The following is an 18,348-nucleotide window of genomic DNA, read 5'->3' as shown; positions in this document are numbered from 1 at the left end:
TATTGATCTATGACCTGTTTGAAAAAAACAATCTCACCTTTTTTAAGCGCGGTTATTATTTGCTTTGCGGTTGTTTTGCCGCTCAAAGCGCAGGATGGAAAAGAGAATACAGAAGAAGGCAGAGAGCTGGATGAGGTTATTGAATTAATTCAAGAACCCGAGCTATTTGATCCTGACCAGACATTTGATGATTCAATTATTACCTCGACCACCAAGAAAGGTGAAGTGGGGGAAGGCGTTATTCAAGAATTGAAGGCGGACTGGCGCGATGGTGTTGGTGTGTTGACAATTGGGTATTTGATTGACGGTGACGAAAAGCGTCAACGCCGCCAACTGGAGCCTTTCCGTTTAGCCTTGCAGGGCACGAGTGGACTAAAGGTTGCCTATCGAGCTGTTCGTACATTGGACCAGCTGATTAAACTTCAGGCTGATCGTCGTGTGCAATACGCGCTTCATTCTGCATCATCCTACATAACGCTTCAAGCCGTGTGTAAATGCGTCGAGCCGCTTGCGGTACCGAAAGATCATGTGGGTGCTTCTGGTGTGCATGCCGTCGTTCTTGCCCCATTCAGCGGCAAGGTCAAAACCTTGAGTGATTTAAAAGGAAAAAGGCTTGCCGTGCCCGCGCCGCCTGCAACAATAACGCGACTTTTGCCTTTGAGTAATTTCAAAGAGGCAGGGTATGATAAATCAGACGATCTTGGCGAGCTTATTGATGTTGCAAACCCTGTTGAGGGATGGCGGAAAATTACAGCCGGTGAGGCTGATGCTTCCATAGGGTGGTCAAGTTTGCAGGGCGATCTGAAATCCGGCTATTCTAGCGGTACGCTCAAACATCTCATTGTTGTAACTGAGCTTGCGAAAAGCACGGATATGCGTGTTGTGTGGCGATCTAAAATGGTGCCCAACGCGCCTCATGTTATTCGATCTGATCTGCCAACGCCTTTAAAGGAGTTGCTACGTGATTTTTTGACCAATCTACATGAAAAAAATCGCGCCGCTTATGATGCGATTTCTCCAGTGCTTTCAGGTGGTTTTACTTTGATAGAAGAAAAAGATTTTTCACCCTTGGCCAAAATTATCGAAAAGAAGAAAGAGGGTTGATCTCTTTCTAACGTGGACTTGATAAATTATGTGCCGTCAATAGGTAGTCCTGAGCGTGATTGGAAATAAGCAGTTTCACTCAAATTGAACATGACCGATGAAAGTGTTTCATAAGGTAGAGTTGTTTCTGTTACGACTAGGAAAACACCCGGCGTTAATGCTGACGGCAGATTGATTTTTGAGTTAATAGGCGGTGCTAATGCGCTAGGTCCAAATCCTTCACTCCAATCAACAGTGGCTGTTGTGCCGTTAGAATCAACCAAAGCACCAGTAATAATGATGTTAGCAAGAGTAACGTCATTAGGTGTCATAATCACCTTGCCGAGTTCTGAGAGCGCTTGACGGTCAGTGCTATCCAAAGCTGTTTCGCGCGCTGCAATATCTGCCATGGAGTGGGTCGCCAAAGACACCTTGCGCTTGGCGGTCAAAGCAAAAACAGCATCGATACTACCGAGCAACAAGATCACAATAATTGGCACCACAAGTGCAAATTCGACAGCCGCTATACCGCGTTGGTCTTTTGAGAGCGAGTTTCTTTTAGCTGGAATTTTTTTGAATAGATTGAAGAACATCGGCGTTCCTTTTCCTAAATGCTATTATTTAGCAAATTGTATGTATTGCTTATGATAGTGGTTTAGTCGCTGAATAACTCGTTCTGGAACGCTAGGCTTGTTGATAGCTGTAGTCCATTACCACTCACGCCTGGCAAGACGTCACCAGCAACAATTGGGATGAATACGGAAGCACTAACAACGACGATTTCTCCGCCTTGCCCAGGTTCAAAAGTGCCGTCCACGATTACGGGCCTTCCATTGGGAGTATATAGATCACCCGCAGTCTGTGCTTGATCCACAGCATCAAAGTCTACAAATGATTGTACCGATAACAGCATTTGGTTTTCACAATCGGATATCAGTGTTACGCGATCACACACGTCACGTCTAAAATCACTAAGAGTTCCGCCCGTTTGAGTGATTTGACCGGTTTGTATTTCTCGAGCGGCTACATCAACGGCTTCATCCAGCGTCTGGTTCGCCAGAAAGATGATGCCGAGCTGTATTGTGCCAATTATCAATGCAAAGAATGGCAGAGCTAATACTGCAAATTCTACTGCTGTAGCACCACGAGTGTTCGAGGCTAATTTTTGAATGCTTTTTCTCATAATAATATGCAACCACCCATATTTGTTTGGATTATTTATAACTCATATGAATAAAAATTATGTTTATAGGTGGGTTTATTTTTCGATGTTTCTGATAACTATTCATTAGTTATAAATTAGTTTGGCTTGTTACTTTGTACTGATGGGTAAAGAGCCAACATCTGAGAACATAGAGCAAATATCAACGGAAGAGCGGTGTTCTATATCGTCAAAATGATCCTTTAGCCATAGATCTGCAACCTCACGCCCTCTATCGAATAGATGCGTTAGGAAAGCCCAGTCTGTGTTGAGCTTTGACGATGCATCCAATGCCTCCATGTTATGCCCGCCGCCCATGATATGAATATTAACTTTGCGATGAAGCTCATCAGAAACTGCGCCGCTTTCGAGTAGCTGGTTAATATAATCAATGCCGCGCAATTCGTGGATGAGAGATGAATTGAAAGTGATTTCATTGACGCGGTTTAAAATTTCACGTGCTGTTTGCGGCACACCTTCCCGTTTTGTAGGATTAATTTGAATAACAACGATGTCTGAGGAATCGGCATTGCTTAGAAGAGGAACCAGCGGTGGATTGCCCATATAGCCGCCGTCCCAATAGTGTTGCCCGTCAATTTCTACGGCCTGATAGATAAACGGCAAGCACGTTGATGCCATAATAACATCAGCATTGATCTCGTCACGTTTGAAGACTCGACCGCGCCCGGTTTCTACATTGGTCGCCGAGATAAAAATACCGAGATCTTTGCAGGCTCGCACTTTTTCAAAATCAATCAAATCTTCAATCATTGTGCGAAACGGATTAATATTAAGCGGGTTCAAGTCATAAGGCGAAGCCACACGTTGCATCATATCAAGGAAAAGATACATCGGTGACTTGTCGAGACCCCAGTTGCCTAGGGCCGCATCAAAGGGTGTTGTCTTGAGTGGGCTTAGTTTTCCTGCGTCACTAACCGCTTTCCAAAATGTTCTCAGGGCCTCGCGCGCGGCTGGCGCTTGACCTTCATGCATGCCTTGTGCGGCAACTACAGCATTGACGGCACCTGCACTTGTACCGCTGATGGCGTCTATCCAAAGCCTGTCGTCTTCAAACATTCGGTCCAAAATACCCCAAGTGAAAGCTCCGTGTGAACCGCCGCCTTGGAGAGCAAGATTAATGGACTTGACGTGTCTTTTTTTGCGTGTGCTTGGCATAGTTTTACTGCTTTCAATTGAAAGTAATGAAGAGAAATTAGTTCAATAACACCTATATACAGAGCTATATTGCAATGCACAATCAGGCCGATTGTGTTTGTTTAATTTTTCGTTCGTTTACGATGTTTAACGAAGTATTAAAATTAAAGCAGCGTTAGAACCATTTTTCGCCTAAATTATCGGTAAATATCTTTGTAGGCTTAAAACATAAGGATAGATAATGTCTCAGGTTTTGCGTCGTGGCATCATTCGCCTTGAACTGACAACGAAAATAACCCTAGCCATTCTTGCACTCGCCAGTGGTGTCTACACCTACTTGGGCGTGCGCGGCTTACTGCAGGGCACCGGTGCGTCCGTTTTCTTTGGTGCTGTGGTTTACGCAACGGCGGTTTCCGTTGGTATTTATGCCTTTTGGTCCTATCTCATCCAGTTTGCACCGCATATCCGCGATGGTGGCACACGGCGGCTTCTTCTTTTCGCAATGTTGCTTGGTAGTGCGATGATTATTGCCATGTCATCATGGCTGAATGCAGCAGCCCTTGCGGGTGGTGCGGCTCTTGAGCAGCATTTGGCCAATACCACAGAAGATTATCAAGCACGGCTGAACAAGGCGCATAATAATGCACTGGCAGCTCAAAGTCTTTTGCCCGATATCGAACTTGCTGCAGAACGGTTTCAGCGTCTTGGCCAAGAAGAACGAGCCAGCGGTTCATTGACTGGCACATCGGGAAGCGGGACCGTGGTGCAGTTATTACGACAAATGTCATCACAACTTGAGGGTCTTGGTGTCGAGGTTCGCACAGCACGTACAGCATCCGATGCGCTCTACGATCAAGGCGGGCGCCGTCTTGGGCAAATGCGAAAAATTGTCTCAAGCTTTGGTCCGATCGATGACCGCAGTATTGCTTTTTCAGAAGAAGCTGTCGCGCTTGCCGGCATCATTACAGCTTTGCAGCAAACATCCATTGCTCCTTCTGTGAAGCGAGCCGCCGATGATCTGGGCGCGACCTTTGTAGCCCCAGTTTCCGATGGGGGCAGTGCTGGTAATGTTGATCTTGCCACCCGCCAAGATGCTGTGGTCGGGCGTGTGGAAAAAGCGATCAAAGCCCAGTCATCTGCTTTATCTAGAGCGGCAGATGAAATTTTAGCACGCGACCCGGTTCAGCCGTTGCGGTTTAAACCACTCTCAACAGCTGAAGCTGTTTTGCTCTATGCTGAAGATTTCTTGCCAAGTTGGGCTGGCGCGATTTCAATCGATCTTTTACCAGGCGTTTTGATCCTTATTCTGTCAGGCGTTCAGGCGTCTATTCGTCGTGAAGAAGGACATGACCTCGATGAAAATCATGTCACGGTTAGTGAGCTAAACCGTGCTCTCCGCCTTTATGACAAATTACCTTCAGCTTTGGTGCAGCATATTGATCAGTCAAAAAATCCAGGAAAACGACCTCAGGAGTCAGAAAAAGAGCCAACCCCAGAACCTCTTGTTGCCAAAACAAAAGAGCCAGCTCTTAATGCTGAAGAAATTGAACAATCCAGCGTGACGAAACTCACATCTTTGAAGTCGCGAAAAGGTGATGGTCCTGCACGCGATGGGTCAAAAGGCTAAGGGTGATAAGATGGCGCATGCACCTGTAGACGAGGAAGAGTATAAACCAAAATTTAGCGGCGAAGAGATGGTGTTGACCTTACTTTTTGGTGTTCTTCTCGCTGGTGTTCTTGGCGTGTTGTTGATTGATTATCGAACGCTTACCGGACAAAAGGTGCCGTTGGATATTCCATTTTTACGCCCGTCTGAAACCTCAAGCCCGATCCAACCCGCGCGTAAAGACGACCAAGTTCGACGTTATTCACCACAAACAACTGTGGATTTTGGTCCCGGAGGTCGTGTAAGTCTGCCAGGTGTACCAGGGCGTGCGGATGGTTTGTTAAGCGGAACGATGACTTTTCATTCAGCTGGTAAAGGCATCGTGACCGCTGTCGGTTTTATTGAAGCTGGCACGGCCATACGGTTTGAAGAATTTGTGGCAAGTCAAGAAGAGTTGGGCGGCGTTAAAACGCTTTACCTCCATTCACCAGGGGGCTCAGTGCGAGATGCCATTGAGATGTCACGCTTCATTCGCGAGAGGCGAATGAATACGGTTATCACCAAGCATGGTTATTGTGCGTCGTCTTGCCCGCTTGTTTTTTCTGGTGGTGTCAAACGAACCATTACAAAACCAGCAGCTCTTGGTGTGCATCAGATTTTTACGAGTGATAGCGCGATCGGCACACTACAACAGGGTATAGCCAATGCGCAGGCCATAAGCGCTGAAGCCCAGCAGCTTCTGGTGCAAATGGGAGTTGACCCAAAAGCGTGGATAGAGGCGATGGCAACGCCAAAAGATAAGCTTTACCTATTCACTGATAAAGAAATTAGAGATCTTAATTGGATTGTTAAGTAACCTTTGTAATAGGCGTTGTATGAATTGTTTTAACAACAGTTTTGTTTGTTGGACTGGAAATTAATAGAGTTGGTTTTGGGCATGGTAATGGACCTTTCATTAGACCAGATAAAAACGATTAAGAGCAAAATAGATCACGGCTATCGTGATATGGATATTGCTCAAACGATCGAATATTTTAGAAAGTTCTTTGTTGAGACTTGTCCTATTCCAAGCGACCAGTTGAAAGACGTTACGATTGGTGATTTTGGCTGTGGTTATGGCTGGTTAGCGTTGGCCTTCGCGCTGCATACGGATGCTCAAATCATTGCCATGGACATTGACGAAGGTCGCGTGAATGCTGCCCGTGAACTGGCTGACTATTTTGGCGTTTCAGATAAAATAGAATTTCGTACTGGCAGCTTAATGGAGCTTCCCTTTAAAGAACTCGAAGTTGATGTTGGTTACACGATTGAGGCGCTTGAGCACATTGGAGCTGATGAACGGGCTTTTTCAGAATTAACAAGAGTGTGTAATCGTTATTTGGTTGCGACAACACCTAATAAATGGTTCCCGCTAATTGCCCATGATACACGGCTACCGTTTTGCCATTGGTTGCCGATGCCGCTGCGCGATATTTATGCAAAGTTATGCGGCCAAATGGAAAAACAACATGGCAATTATTTTTGGAGCGAGCTGGATTTAAAGCGTGGGCTTGCGGGCTTTGAGCGCGCACCCAGCTTTATGCAATTTCCTGATGCCGCAAGTTATTTGGGGCAATATCCTACTTACCTACCCTATAACGGGGGTGAAGTGCGTCAAATTGGGCGACTGAAAAGGATCTATATGACATGGGCTTCTAGAGTCTTGGGTCGTCACGTATCGTATGCTCTGCCCAATCTTTCTGGCATCTGGCAGCGGCGTCAAAGCGAGCGCTGATTAACCCGTTTTGATACTTGCTCTGCTGTTTCCACGCGCTCAGAATATCGATCAACTAGATATTCTGAACGCCCCCGCACCATATGGGTAAATTTCACAAGCTCCTCAACCACATCAACAATACGATTGTAGTAGGGCGAAGATTTCATGCGGCCATTATCATCAAATTCAGTAAATGCTTTGGGAACAGAAGACTGATTTGGAATGGTGACCATGCGCATCCACCGCCCTAGAGTTCGCATTTGATTGACCGAGTTAAAGCTCTGAGAACCGCCACAGACCTGCATCAGGGCAAGGGTCTTGCCCTGTGTTGGTCGCATTCCGCCGATTGATAAGGGGATCCAATCAATTTGAGCCTTCATAATGCCTGTCATGGCACCGTGGCGCTCTGGTGATACCCATATCATCCCTTCAGACCAAAAGGCCAGATCACGTAATTCCGTTACTTTGGGATGGCTATCTTCCACGCTATCTGGAAGAGGAAGATCGCTGGGGTCAAAAATTTTGGGTTCAGCCCCAAAAAACGTCAAAAGGCGAACGGTTTCTTCTGCGACCAGTCGCGAATAGGAGCGTTCTCGCAAGGAACCATAAAGCACTAAGATACGCGGTTTATGCTTTGGGCCGTCAGGTGCTTTGAGGTCTTCGATATTGATTGAATGGGCATGATTGCCATCCAGATTGGGTAGATCATCTGTCGTCATAGGGTTATCGTCTTACTGTGAGGGGGTATCTGATGGAATAGCTATCATTGATAGATAACGATAGCATGACAAACTGAAAATGAAGACGCAAGAGCGTGGTGCATTATAAAAGTAATTCACGTGTCATGAGGCTGATTCCGGCAATGAGCAGCAGAAATATCAAAAGCCTTTTGAATTGGTGATCTTTGAGTCTTTTAAAGATGATTATTCCAACTTGTGCTGCAATAATTGATAAAGGGATGGCAATGGCGAGATTAAAAAGGACGGGTTTGCTGTAAACACCTTGAAAAGCGAGTATAGCTGCGGAAAGGCTTAAAATAATAATATTAAATGGTTGTAGAATGCCGCGCTGTTCATGCTTCGGCCATGGCCGCAAAGCGATCCACATGGTTGGTAACGAGCCAGATAATCCAGCAACAGCTCCTAATATGCCAGCGAAAAAACCGATTATACCATCAATGATATTGGTGGGCCGTGTGAAGTTTGGCAGCCCTTTTTTAAGGGTAAAGAAGACACCATAAAGTATCAAAAATACGGCGATACCAATTTTTAGAATGCTGGGATTTATGATCGCCAATAACTCAATGCCTATTGGCACACCAAGGAGGGCGGGAAGAAGAAACCAAGCTAGTTTTTTATAATTTATGTGTTTCCAAACAACGATTATGCCCTGTATGCCACTGGAAACAGACATGAAAAGCGCCATTGCAACCGCTTCCAGTGGCGGCATGATTTGTAGCCACCAACCTAAAGCGAATAAAGATGTGCCAAAGCCGGCGAGGCCATTGATGAACCCTCCGGCAAGAGAGCCTGCTGTAAGGAGGAGAAAAAATTCCAGCGTCATTGAGTGGTCGCACTAGGTCGCGGCACAATAGTTGTTTTGATGTCATTCAATCCTGCCACACCGCCGGTCATTACATTGCCAGCACGCACAGCGCCAACACCGGCTGGCGTGCCAGTCATAATAAGATCTCCCGGTGCCAGCTCGACAGATTGTGACAAAATAGAAATGTGTTCTTTTACAGACCAGATCATGTCGCTGATATCGGCGTCCTGTTTGATGTCTCCATCAACCGCCAGCCAGATACGGCCCTGTTCTAGGGAGGCAATATCAGCTATTGGAGAAAGCGGAGCGATAGGCGCAGAATTGTCAAAACCTTTCGCTAAATCCCAAGGTCTTCCCATTTTTTTTGCGACAGCTTGTAGATCGCGACGGGTTAAATCAATGCCGACCCCCGCGCCCCAGATGTGGTCATAAACATCATCTTGCGCGATGTCTGAACCGCCTTTGGCCATGGCAATCACCAGCTCTATTTCAAAATGCATATCATCAGTTTGTGGGGGATAGATAAGGTCTGCACCGCTATCAACCACGGCGTCAGCTGGTTTTGTAAAGAAGAAGGGCGGCTCACGGTCAGGATCTTTACCCATTTCTCGCGCATGAGCCGCGTAGTTTCGTCCAACGCAAAAGATACGGCGAACTGGAAAACGATGATCGCTATTTGCAATAGAAACAGAGGCTTGTGGTGGGGGTGAAATTACAAATTTTGTCACGTCGATATTCCTACATATCTTGGCGTGTTAGTTATATTCATAATTGGTTCCCCTGCTTATCTGTTTCTGTGGTATCGATAAAGGCTAGTTCGTTGCTTGGCGATAAATTAAAAATTATGATGTGATTTCTTTTTTATAACCGTAAATGAGTTAAATATGTCGAAGCCTATCCTATTAATAGATTATGCTGAACCGGGCAAAAATAGTTACGGTATTATTCGTCTGCTTGCAGCATTGGCAGTGGTTTTCTCTCATGCATCTATCATTTCTGGTGGTGTCTCTATTAAAGAGCCTCTAGAAGTTTTGACAGGCTACACCTTGGGTGCGCATGCGGTCCATATTTTTTTCGTTTTGTCCGGCCTCATGGTTACAGCAAGCTTTGAGCGGTCACGCAACATCTATGCTTTTGTATGGGCGCGATTATTGCGAATTTATCCTGCGATGATGACGGTGGTGGTCGTTTTTATCATTATCGGTGGACTTTTTTATACGAGTGCGGCGCAATCAGACTATTGGTCATCAGGAAATATTGGCGGCTATTTTTTGCGTAATATGCTGCTTCTTGGTGGCGGAGCCACTTTGTTGGGTATCTTCGAAAATAACCCTCTCGCTAACGCAATTAATGGTCCTTTATGGACGCTGAAGTTTGAAGTTGTCTGCTATATTTCATTGGTTATCACGCTTGGATTAGCGCAAAAGTTTTTTCCACCTGAAAAACGCCAGAAGATAATATTGATTATCACCGGTATGATTTTGGCCACTACACTTTTACTACATGTGACGCCTCCAGCTTATCATGATAGCGGTCATTTAGATCATTTGATTAGAATGGCATTTGCCTTCTATTTGGGGTCCCTTGCTTGGACTCTTAGGGCTCGTTTTGTGCTTTCGGCTTGGATTGTCTCAGGCTTGTCAGTGCTCGTTGTTCTTTTTACACATTTTACTTTGCCGTTGAGAGAGCAAATCCAGATAATCTTCCTAGCCTATGGTGTTTTGTGGTTAGGACATTTCAGTGGCGGCAAGCTCCAAAGCTTTATTGATAAGCAAGATTACTCATATGGCGTTTATATAATTGGATTTCCTGTGCAGCAGACGCTGATGCTCTACAATGAGTCGATGACGCCTATACAAAACTTTTTGATGGCAGTGCCAATTACTCTTGTACTGGCAGCACTGAGCTGGAATTTGGTCGAACGACCGGCTATGAAGTTCAAAAAAATATTCAATTCGGGATTAAAAGTAGGCCTCCTAGGTCGTTATAGGTTGGGCTAGCAGGTCAGGATCAATTGTCTGCACTGTTTTATTTAGTTCTGATTACTTGTTCGGTCCAATCATCAACTCGGGCCGCACATATTGATCGAACTCTTCTTCGCTTAAAAGCCCCAATGCAAGGGTTTCCTCTTTCAAGGTTGTACCGTTCTGATGGGCCGCTTTTGCGATCTTCGTCGCATTGTCATAGCCAATGTGAGGGTTAAGCGCTGTCACAAGCATTAGAGAACGTTCCATTAGAGTTTTGATGTTGTCTTCATTGGCTTTAATGCCAACAACGCAGCGGTCGGTGAAAGACACAGCCGCATCACCCAAAAGTTTGATGGATTGCAACATCGCATAGCCCATCACGGGATTATAAACATTCAATTCAAAGTGCCCTTGCGAACCGGCAAAAGCAATCGTTGTTTGATTGCCCATCACCTGAGCACAGACCATAGTCATGGCTTCACATTGTGTCGGGTTCACTTTGCCTGGCATGATCGAAGAGCCAGGCTCATTTTCTGGCAAGGACAGCTCGCCAAGGCCCGAGCGCGGGCCAGAACCTAAAAGGCGCACATCATTGGCGATCTTAAACAAAGACGCTGCAACGGTGTTGAGTGCACCATGAGCATAAACATAAGCATCATGGGCGGCCAAAGCCTCAAACTTGTTGGGCGCGGTGCGGAAGGGAAGGCCGGTGATGTCAGAAACGGCACTGGCAAAGTCGCTATCGAAGCCAACCTTTGAATTGAGGCCGGTGCCCACGGCGGTGCCGCCTTGGGCTAATTCATAAAGACCATCGAGTGTTTCTTCAACGCGCTTAATGCCCATGGCAACTTGGTGGGTATAGCCAGAGAATTCCTGACCCAATGTGAGCGGTGTTGCATCTTGCGTATGGGTGCGGCCAATTTTGATGATATCTTTGAAGGCTTCGGATTTTGCCTGAAGGGCTGCGTGTAGATGTTTCAAGCCGGGTAGAAGCACTGAATTAATTTCTCGCGCTGCCGCGATATGCATTGCAGTGGGGAATGTGTCATTTGATGATTGGCCCATGTTGCAATGGTCATTGGGGTGAACGGGTTCCTTTGTCCCAATTACACCCCCCATGATTTCGATTGCACGATTTGCAATCACCTCATTGGTGTTCATATTGGATTGTGTGCCGGATCCTGTCTGCCAGACAACAAGGGGGAAATGGTCATCGAGATCGCCGCTTGCGACTTCGTTGGCCGCTTGTTCAATCGCTTTGGCGCGATCATCATCAAGTTTTCCCATTTTGTGATTCACACGCGCTGCCGCTTGTTTCACGATGCCCAGTGCATGAATGAGGGGTAGGGGTTGTGTTTCGCCGCCTATTGGAAAGTTCATGATAGAGCGGGCCGTTTGTGCGCCATAATATTGGCCTTCGGGTATATCGAGTGAGCCGAATGAATCGCTTTCGCTACGGGCTGGTATTTTGGACATGAGGCGCTCCTTGTCGATCAATGTTATTGCAACATAGTCACAATAGATCAGTATGCAAGCAGGCAAATAGGACAATTTAATAGTGGCCTAGCTATTGAATAGCTTCACTCTATGTAAGGTTATAAATGCAGATTTAAATATGTATTTGGGTGTTTTAAATTCGGCATCACTCTGCTAATAGATACTACAAATGAGACTTTAAGTCTCATTTGTGAGATTTTATACGTAAATATTTATCATACCCTAGAAACGATCCAGCGGCACTAAAGCCTTAGCTGGGTCCACAAATAGGGATAGCAGTTTCTGTTTTTGTAATGCAAAAGATTAAGTAGATTTCATGCCAGCACAGTGTTGGCCAGAGGAGATTCAAGGTTGGCTAATAAAGACAGAGGACTGGATACATCCCCCCATGTATCCGATGAAATACGCCAAACCACATGTTATATGTGTGCGTGCCGTTGCGGCATCAATGTGCATATGCGCAAGGATGAAGCTGGCAAAGACAAAATTCGTTACATCGAGGGCAATCGCGATCACCCAATCAACAAGGGTGTTTTATGCGCGAAAGGCTCAGCAGGCATCATGCAGCACTATTCTCCTGCGCGCCTGAAAAAACCACTGAAACGGGTCGGTGAGCGCGGCGAAGCAAAATTCGAAGAAATCGAATGGGATGAAGCACTGGACATAGCACAGGACTGGCTATCAACCATTCGCAAAGATGATCCTAAGAAATTAGCTTTCTTTACAGGCCGCGACCAAAGCCAATCCTTTACAGGCTGGTGGGCGCAAATGTTTGGGACGCCAAATTTTGCGGCACATGGCGGCTTTTGCTCGGTCAATATGGCTGCTGGAGGCATCTATACATTTGGCGGCGCCTTTTGGGAATTTGGATCACCGGATTGGGACAAAAGCGAATATTTCATGATCTTTGGTGTTGCAGAAGATCATGATTCAAATCCAATCAAAATAGGTCTTTCTAAACTTAAAAATCGCGGCAAAAAAATTGTCGGCGTGAACCCGATTCGCACAGGCTATAATGCCATTGCTGACGAATGGGTCGGTATTACACCGGGCACAGACGGCTTGTTTGTACTGGCATTGGTGCATGAGCTTTTGAAGGCTGGCCAGATCGATCTAGACTACCTGATCCGATATACGAATGCCCCATGGCTAGTGATTGATAACCCTGATGGTGACGATCATGGTCTTTTTGCACGTGACAAAGATGGCAATGCACTGGTTGTGGATCGCACAACAGGCAAAGTTGTTGCCTATAATAAGAAAGGCGTCAAACCGCATCTTAAAGGCGAGTTCACTGTGTCAAAAGGCAAAAAGGCTCGCCCAGCTTTTGAGCTTTTGGCTGAAAAATACCTGTCAGACGAATATTCACCTGAAAATGTCACTGAAACCACAGGGGTTCCCGTCAACCAGATGAAGCGTCTGGCGCAAGAAATTGCGGATGCGGCATTTAAAAGCGAGGTGGTGATTGATCAACCATGGACAGATATGCGCGGCGAAAAGCATGACAAGATGATTGGTCGCCCGGTCGCTTTCCATGCAATGCGCGGCATTTCTGCTCATTCAAATGGTTTCCAAACATGTCGAGCCATTCACCTGTTGCAAATTTTACTAGGTTCAATTGATAGCCCAGGCGGGTTTCGCTACAAGCCACCTTATCCGCGCCCTGTTGATGCTCAACCCAAGCCACATGGCGGCGGCAAAGGAGAAGGCCCTCTGTCTGGCCCACACCTAGGCTTTTTGAACAGTCCAGAAGAATTACTTCTCGAAGATGATGGTCTTACAGCTCAGCGTATTGATAAGGCATTTTCGTGGGACGCGCCAATGTCATCACACGGATTGATGCATATGGTGATATCAAACGCGCATGCACGCGAGCCTTATGGCATCGATGTTCTCTTCATGTATATGGCGAATATGGCGTGGAATTCTTCCATGAATACAGCCAGCGTTATGAAGATGCTCACGGATAAAAAAGATGATGGTGAATATGTCATTCCAAAAATAATCTATTCGGATGCCTATTCATCTGAGATGGTGGCTTATGCTGATTTGATTTTACCAGATACGACATATCTAGAGCGTCACGATGCCATTTCGATGCTGGACCGACCGATCAGTGAACCAGATGCAATGTGTGATGCAATCCGATGGCCGGTTGTAGAGCCTGATCGCGATGTACGCGGTTTTCAGTCTGTCTTAGTTGAGCTTGGCGGGCGGCTTGGACTGCCTAATATGGTCAACGAAGATGGTTCGCATAAATACAAAGACTATGCCGATTACATGATCAATCATGAGCGCAGACCCGGTGTTGGTCCGCTTTCAGGCTGGCGTGGGGATGGTGATAAAACCGGTCGCGGTGAGCCGAATCCCGATCAGATTAATAAGTATATTGAAAATGGGGGGTTCTCGGAAACACATGTGCCGAAAGAGGCGCTCTATTTCAAACATGCCAATGTCGCATGGCAGGATTTTGCTGTGGAAATGGGTTTACAAGAAGGGCATGTTGAAAATGTCTTCCAGCTTTATTTGGAACCCCTTCGTAAATTTCAACTCAGTGCAGAAGGTAAGGCAGAACCACAACCGCCAGAAACTCACAGGCAACGGATCAAAAATTGCTTTGATCCGCTACCGATCTGGTATCCCCCTTTTGAGGGGACAGATATTGATGAGAAAGAATTTCCTTATCACGCTCTAACGCAGCGACCTGCAGCTATGTACCATTCATGGGGTTCGCAAAACCCGTGGCTTCGACAAATCCACGGAACAAACCCGATGTATATACCAGGTGAAATCTGTGACGATGTTGGCCTTGTTGACGATGATTGGGCGTGGATCACATCATATCACGGCAAAATAAAAGTGCCGATCAAACGCATGGATGCTGTCAACGGTAAGACCATGTGGACATGGAATGCGATTGGCAAGCGCAAGGGTGCATGGGCGCTTGATAGTGATGCACCGGAAACTAAAAAAGCCTTCCTGCTCAATCACCTCATCAATGAGCTTTTACCACCCAAAGGCGATGGACTTCGTTGGGCAAATTCTGACCCAATCACCGGACAAGCCGCGTGGTTTGACCTTCGTGTGAAAATCGAAAAAGCAGAACCTGGTCTTGAGGTCAGCGAGCCGCAATTCGATGAGCAAGGCAATCCAGGCTTTTCTACCGATGATAAATTATCTTACGGAAAGGAGTGGACGAAGTGACAACCCTCCCAACTACGACCAACAAAAAGCTTGGTCTTGTCATTGACCTCGATGTCTGCGTTGGCTGCCATGCTTGTGTGGTCAACTGTAAAGAATGGAACACGGGCGGCTATGGTGCGCCTTTGTCGGACACCGACCCCTATGGCAGCAATCCTGTCGGTGCTTGGCTCAACCGCATTCATACCTTTGAGGTCACACCGGAAGATGCCCCGGCCTCTATCGTGCATTTCCCAAAATCATGCCTTCATTGTGATGATGCGCCTTGTGTTACTGTGTGCCCCACAGGAGCCAGCTATAAGCGCTCTGAAGACGGCATCGTACTGGTGGAAGAAGACAAATGCATCGGCTGTGGCTTATGTGCTTGGTCGTGCCCTTATGGCGCTCGCGAGATGGATCCTGTCGAGCAAGTGATGAAGAAGTGCACCTTGTGTGTTGATCGCATCTACAATGAAAATCTTGAAGAGGTCGACCGCGTCCCTGCATGCGTGCGCACATGCCCTGCCAATGCTCGTCACTTTGGTGATTTTGCTGATCCAAATTCGGATGTCTCCATCATGACGCGTGAGCGTGGGGGTATCGATTTGATGCCTGAGATGAGAACAAAACCGGTCAATCAATATCTGCCGCCACGTCCAAAAACACGACCAGACGCGGCACCCACTATGACAACGCCAATACCAAAAGCTGAAGGCGGTCTTTTGGGTTGGGTTGATAAAATGTTGGAGGCGCTCTAATGCATCCCGCCCTATCGGTTATATTCTTCACCGTCACTTCAGGCGCAGGTTTTGGCTTTATGTTCGTGCTTGGCCTTGGTTTGCCAATGCCTGAAAGTCGAGTTGCAGCCTTCTTTATTTCTGCGCTGGCTGGTGGGCTTGCTATTGCAGGCTTGATCTCATCAACGTTCCACCTTGGCCACCCTGAGCGGGCATGGCGGGCATTCTCGCAATGGCGCTCATCATGGTTGTCTCGTGAGGGCGTGCTGGCAGTTTTAGCCTTGTCTTGCTTCGGTCTTTACGTACTGTTTTGGGTGTTTTCGGGTGAGCGTATTTTGATGCTTGGTTTGTTAGTCAGCGTCCTATCATTCGCCACAATTTTTGCAACGGCCATGATTTATGCCCAGCTTAAAACCGTGCCAAACTGGCATACATTTTGGACGCCTCTTTGCTATCTTTTCTTTGCTATCGCCTCCGGTCTACTTTTGGCGGCGGCTTTCACCACAAGTAATTCAGTCAGCATCACAACAGCCGCATTTGTATTTGTTATTCTATCTTGGGCAATAAAACTAAAATGGTGGAGCCGCGCGGCCGCCGTTGGATTTAGCGATACGGGGTCAGATGTTGGCACCGCAACGGGGCTTGGTAAAATTGGCAAAGTGAGATTGCTAGAAAAACCACATTCAGGTGAGAACTATCTAACCAAAGAAATGGTGCATCAGATTGGTCGTAAACACGCTGATAAACTGCGAAAGCTTGCTCTTATTGTTGGTGGGGTAATACCAGCTATTTTATGTTTATTGGTTGCGTTCTTTGGCCTTCCAAGCCTTGTTCTGTTTTTAGCATTCATTGCCATGGCGGTTGGCCTGTTCGCGGAGCGCTGGTTATTCTTCGCTGAGGCCAAGCACGCTGTGTCTTTGTATTATTAATCAGCTAAGCTTTTTCAAAAAAGGCTGCATCAGATCAAAGAGAGCGTCGGGCTTTTCAACGCAGGGTAAATGCCCTGAGCCTTGAATAATTTCATAGCCCGCACCCGGTATTAATCTAGAGAGCTCTTCAACAAGAGCAGGCGGCGTGGCGCCGTCTTCGCTGCCAACAATACATAAGGATGGCACTTTGATGTTGGGCGCTTGCTCAGTGAAGTCTGCATCTCTTATGGCCGCACTTGTCCCCATATATCCCTCAGGTGATGTGCGCTCCAGCATATGTCGATAACCCGCAAAAGTTGCTACCTGCGCGGAGCGGAATTCTTTGGAAAACCAGCGCGACAAAATCAATTCTGAGATGGCTGGAATGCCGATTTCATTGACAGCTTTAATACGCCCATTCCACAGCTCTGTATCACCAATTTTGTGTGCCGTATCACAAAGCACTAAAGCTTTCACAAGGTCGGGCCGAGCGAGCGTTAGCCCCTGTGCGATCAATCCACCAACTGACAGCCCGCAGATAATCGCATCTTTTACCTTAAGGTAATCAAGCAAAGCAGCAAGGTCAGCCACGTGATCATCTATTTTATAGGGCGCTGGCGGTGAATCAGAAAGACCGTGTCCCCGCTTGTCGTAGGTCACAATAGAAAACTCACCAATAAGCTGAACGATGACATCGCGCCAAATTCTAAAATCAGTTCCAAGTGAATTTGAAAAGACAATCACTGGTTTGCCCTCAGGTGCGCCAATAACCTGATAGTGCAGAGTGATATTGTTGAGTTTTTCAAACTGCATTAATAGTACCCCATAAAAAAATAGTTTATAAATATCTGAGAGTATTGTCTCATAGATGCATCTTCTCATCTCGAACACTGTTTCACCAGTAAATAGAATTTGAACAGGGTTATTGCTTTCCACTGCAAATGCTTGAATGGTAATAGTGCATTTAAATGTCATACAGCGAGAAGTCCTGTTGAGCCCCTTGTTTGAAGAGATTGACTACCGACCGACGCCCATCGGCGCAATAAGCCTGCGTCGCCGCCGTATTCTGGCGCTTGATCAAGATGTCTATGAGATCATTTTGGGTGATGAGCATTTGATGTCGAGTTTGTTCAACGCATCAGAAATTGCACTAGCAAAGCTGGGGCTTGAAGCTCACGCTGGCAAGGCGCTTGATGTTGTGGTTGGCGGCTTGGGCTTAGGCTATACGGCAGGCGCGGTTCTAGAGCATGATAACGTCGCATCTCTCACCGTTGTTGAATTTCTCGATGCGGTTATCGACTGGCATGTAGAGGGTTTGGTGCCACTTGATCCACCTTTGTCAAAAGACAAACGATGCCGTGTCGTTCAAGGCGATTTCTTTGAGTTGGCAGCATCTGAAACAGGATTCGATGCGCGAGAGCCAGCGCGCCTTTTCGATGCAATCTTAATCGACATAGACCATGCACCTGATTGGTTGCTGGATGAACGCAGCGGTGGTTTTTACAGTGTTGATGGACTTGAAAAACTCACCCGCCACTTAAAGCCCGGTGGCGTCATGGGGCTTTGGTCAGACAAGTTGGAAGATAAAGAATTTACGCAGCGTTTAGCGGATGTTTTTGATAAAGCATGGGCAGAGCCAGTAACTTTTCACAATCCGCTACAAGATAAACCATTCACACAAACGGTCTATCTTGCTTTGAAAAAGTCTTAAGC

17 protein-coding genes are annotated in these 18,348 nt (G+C 46.6%); 9 read left to right on the top strand and 8 right to left on the bottom strand.

The features are described 5' to 3' along the window. The first annotated feature begins 9 nt into the window (after positions 1-9). Positions 10-1,104 carry a PhnD/SsuA/transferrin family substrate-binding protein gene (locus tag ABJ081_06460; protein ID MEP6356306.1) on the top strand — a complete coding sequence of 365 codons (1,095 nt, stop codon included), beginning with the start codon at positions 10-12 and terminating at the stop codon, positions 1,102-1,104. 26 nt (positions 1,105-1,130) lie between these two features. Here ABJ081_06460 and ABJ081_06455 read toward each other — a convergent pair whose 3' ends face one another. The 3 genes from ABJ081_06455 to ABJ081_06445 form a co-directional block, all read right to left on the bottom strand. Next, entirely contained in the window at positions 1,131-1,676 is a 546-nt protein-coding gene (locus ABJ081_06455) for a TadE/TadG family type IV pilus assembly protein (protein ID MEP6356305.1), read from the bottom strand. Between the two features lie 62 nt (positions 1,677-1,738). After that, the gene (locus ABJ081_06450; protein ID MEP6356304.1) at positions 1,739-2,266 is read right to left on the bottom strand and encodes a TadE/TadG family type IV pilus assembly protein; all 528 of its coding nucleotides are present in this window, start codon (positions 2,264-2,266) and stop codon (positions 1,739-1,741) included. Between the two features lie 129 nt (positions 2,267-2,395). Next, positions 2,396-3,460: a patatin-like phospholipase family protein gene (locus ABJ081_06445; protein MEP6356303.1), complete on the bottom strand. Its 1,065-nt coding sequence runs from the start codon at positions 3,458-3,460 to the stop codon at positions 2,396-2,398. 220 nt (positions 3,461-3,680) lie between these two features. Between ABJ081_06445 and ABJ081_06440 the strand changes: the two genes are divergently transcribed. The 3 genes from ABJ081_06440 (at position 3,681) to ABJ081_06430 (ending at position 6,819) form a co-directional block, all read left to right on the top strand. Then, positions 3,681-5,066: a hypothetical protein gene (locus ABJ081_06440; GenBank protein ID MEP6356302.1), complete on the top strand. Its 1,386-nt coding sequence runs from the start codon at positions 3,681-3,683 to the stop codon at positions 5,064-5,066. A 10-nt stretch (positions 5,067-5,076) separates the two neighbouring features. Next, positions 5,077-5,901: a hypothetical protein gene (locus ABJ081_06435; protein MEP6356301.1), complete on the top strand. Its 825-nt coding sequence runs from the start codon at positions 5,077-5,079 to the stop codon at positions 5,899-5,901. 87 nt (positions 5,902-5,988) lie between these two features. Then, a complete protein-coding gene (locus ABJ081_06430) occupies positions 5,989-6,819 on the top strand; it encodes a class I SAM-dependent methyltransferase (GenBank protein ID MEP6356300.1) in 831 nt (276 codons plus the stop codon). Here ABJ081_06430 and arsH read toward each other — a convergent pair. The 3 genes from arsH to ABJ081_06415 all read right to left on the bottom strand — a co-directional run bounded on the left by arsH (position 6,804) and on the right by ABJ081_06415 (position 9,074). Beyond that, positions 6,804-7,520, bottom strand: coding sequence for an arsenical resistance protein ArsH (gene arsH, locus ABJ081_06425; GenBank protein ID MEP6356299.1), 717 nt, complete (start codon positions 7,518-7,520; stop codon positions 6,804-6,806). The two genes, ABJ081_06430 and arsH, sit on opposite strands and share 16 nt — an antisense overlap. 103 nt (positions 7,521-7,623) lie before the next feature. Continuing rightward, a complete protein-coding gene (locus ABJ081_06420) occupies positions 7,624-8,364 on the bottom strand; it encodes a sulfite exporter TauE/SafE family protein (protein MEP6356298.1) in 741 nt (246 codons plus the stop codon). Next, positions 8,361-9,074 carry a fumarylacetoacetate hydrolase family protein gene (locus tag ABJ081_06415; GenBank protein MEP6356297.1) on the bottom strand — a complete coding sequence of 238 codons (714 nt, stop codon included), beginning with the start codon at positions 9,072-9,074 and terminating at the stop codon, positions 8,361-8,363. Before ABJ081_06415 ends, ABJ081_06420 begins: the two co-directional genes overlap by 4 nt. Before the next feature lie 156 nt (positions 9,075-9,230). On the opposite strand from ABJ081_06415, the gene ABJ081_06410 reads away from it, so the two are divergent. Beyond that, on the top strand, positions 9,231-10,346 hold the full coding sequence (locus ABJ081_06410; protein ID MEP6356296.1) for an acyltransferase: 1,116 nt from the start codon (positions 9,231-9,233) through the stop codon (positions 10,344-10,346). Between the two features lie 42 nt (positions 10,347-10,388). On the opposite strand, the gene fumC is transcribed toward ABJ081_06410, so the two are convergent. Beyond that, positions 10,389-11,789 (bottom strand): class II fumarate hydratase, encoded by a 1,401-nt coding sequence (fumC, locus tag ABJ081_06405; GenBank protein ID MEP6356295.1) that lies wholly within the window; start codon positions 11,787-11,789, stop codon positions 10,389-10,391. Between the two features lie 372 nt (positions 11,790-12,161). Between fumC and ABJ081_06400 the strand changes: the two genes are divergently transcribed. The 3 genes from ABJ081_06400 to ABJ081_06390 are packed head-to-tail and all read left to right on the top strand — an operon-like array spanning position 12,162 to position 16,656. Beyond that, positions 12,162-15,014, top strand: a complete 2,853-nt coding sequence (locus tag ABJ081_06400; GenBank protein ID MEP6356294.1) for a molybdopterin oxidoreductase family protein — start codon at positions 12,162-12,164, stop codon at positions 15,012-15,014. After that, positions 15,011-15,748: a 4Fe-4S dicluster domain-containing protein gene (locus ABJ081_06395; GenBank protein MEP6356293.1), complete on the top strand. Its 738-nt coding sequence runs from the start codon at positions 15,011-15,013 to the stop codon at positions 15,746-15,748. Before ABJ081_06400 ends, ABJ081_06395 begins: the two co-directional genes overlap by 4 nt. After that, entirely contained in the window at positions 15,748-16,656 is a 909-nt protein-coding gene (locus ABJ081_06390) for a DmsC/YnfH family molybdoenzyme membrane anchor subunit (protein ID MEP6356292.1), read from the top strand. Before ABJ081_06395 ends, ABJ081_06390 begins: the two co-directional genes overlap by 1 nt. On the opposite strand, the gene pcaD is transcribed toward ABJ081_06390, so the two are convergent. Beyond that, positions 16,657-17,448, bottom strand: a complete 792-nt coding sequence (pcaD, locus tag ABJ081_06385; protein ID MEP6356291.1) for a 3-oxoadipate enol-lactonase — start codon at positions 17,446-17,448, stop codon at positions 16,657-16,659. 178 nt (positions 17,449-17,626) lie between these two features. On the opposite strand from pcaD, the gene ABJ081_06380 reads away from it, so the two are divergent. After that, positions 17,627-18,346, top strand: a complete 720-nt coding sequence (locus ABJ081_06380) for a spermidine synthase (GenBank protein MEP6356290.1) — start codon at positions 17,627-17,629, stop codon at positions 18,344-18,346. Positions 18,347-18,348 lie beyond the last annotated feature (2 nt).

This window comes from Hyphomicrobiales bacterium, assembly GCA_039989895.1.
Classification (GTDB): domain Bacteria; phylum Pseudomonadota; class Alphaproteobacteria; order Rhizobiales; family JACESI01; genus JACESI01.
The sequence above is the reverse complement of the archived record's forward strand: the minus strand, read 5'-3'. Positions and strand labels throughout refer to the sequence as shown.

Bases quoted from the DNA above. Each gene is read 5' to 3' on its own strand.
- ABJ081_06460 (MEP6356306.1), top strand. From the start codon at position 10: ATGACCTGTTTGAAAAAAACAATCTCACCTTTTTTAAGCGCGGTTATT.
- ABJ081_06455 (MEP6356305.1), bottom strand. From the start codon at position 1,676: ATGTTCTTCAATCTATTCAAAAAAATTCCAGCTAAAAGAAACTCGCTC.
- ABJ081_06450 (MEP6356304.1), bottom strand. From the start codon at position 2,266: ATGAGAAAAAGCATTCAAAAATTAGCCTCGAACACTCGTGGTGCTACA.
- ABJ081_06445 (MEP6356303.1), bottom strand. From the start codon at position 3,460: ATGCCAAGCACACGCAAAAAAAGACACGTCAAGTCCATTAATCTTGCT.
- ABJ081_06440 (MEP6356302.1), top strand. From the start codon at position 3,681: ATGTCTCAGGTTTTGCGTCGTGGCATCATTCGCCTTGAACTGACAACG.
- ABJ081_06435 (MEP6356301.1), top strand. From the start codon at position 5,077: ATGGCGCATGCACCTGTAGACGAGGAAGAGTATAAACCAAAATTTAGC.
- ABJ081_06430 (MEP6356300.1), top strand. From the start codon at position 5,989: ATGGACCTTTCATTAGACCAGATAAAAACGATTAAGAGCAAAATAGAT.
- arsH (MEP6356299.1), bottom strand. From the start codon at position 7,520: ATGACGACAGATGATCTACCCAATCTGGATGGCAATCATGCCCATTCA.
- ABJ081_06420 (MEP6356298.1), bottom strand. From the start codon at position 8,364: ATGACGCTGGAATTTTTTCTCCTCCTTACAGCAGGCTCTCTTGCCGGA.
- ABJ081_06410 (MEP6356296.1), top strand. From the start codon at position 9,231: ATGTCGAAGCCTATCCTATTAATAGATTATGCTGAACCGGGCAAAAAT.
- fumC (MEP6356295.1), bottom strand. From the start codon at position 11,789: ATGTCCAAAATACCAGCCCGTAGCGAAAGCGATTCATTCGGCTCACTC.
- ABJ081_06390 (MEP6356292.1), top strand. From the start codon at position 15,748: ATGCATCCCGCCCTATCGGTTATATTCTTCACCGTCACTTCAGGCGCA.
- pcaD (MEP6356291.1), bottom strand. From the start codon at position 17,448: ATGCAGTTTGAAAAACTCAACAATATCACTCTGCACTATCAGGTTATT.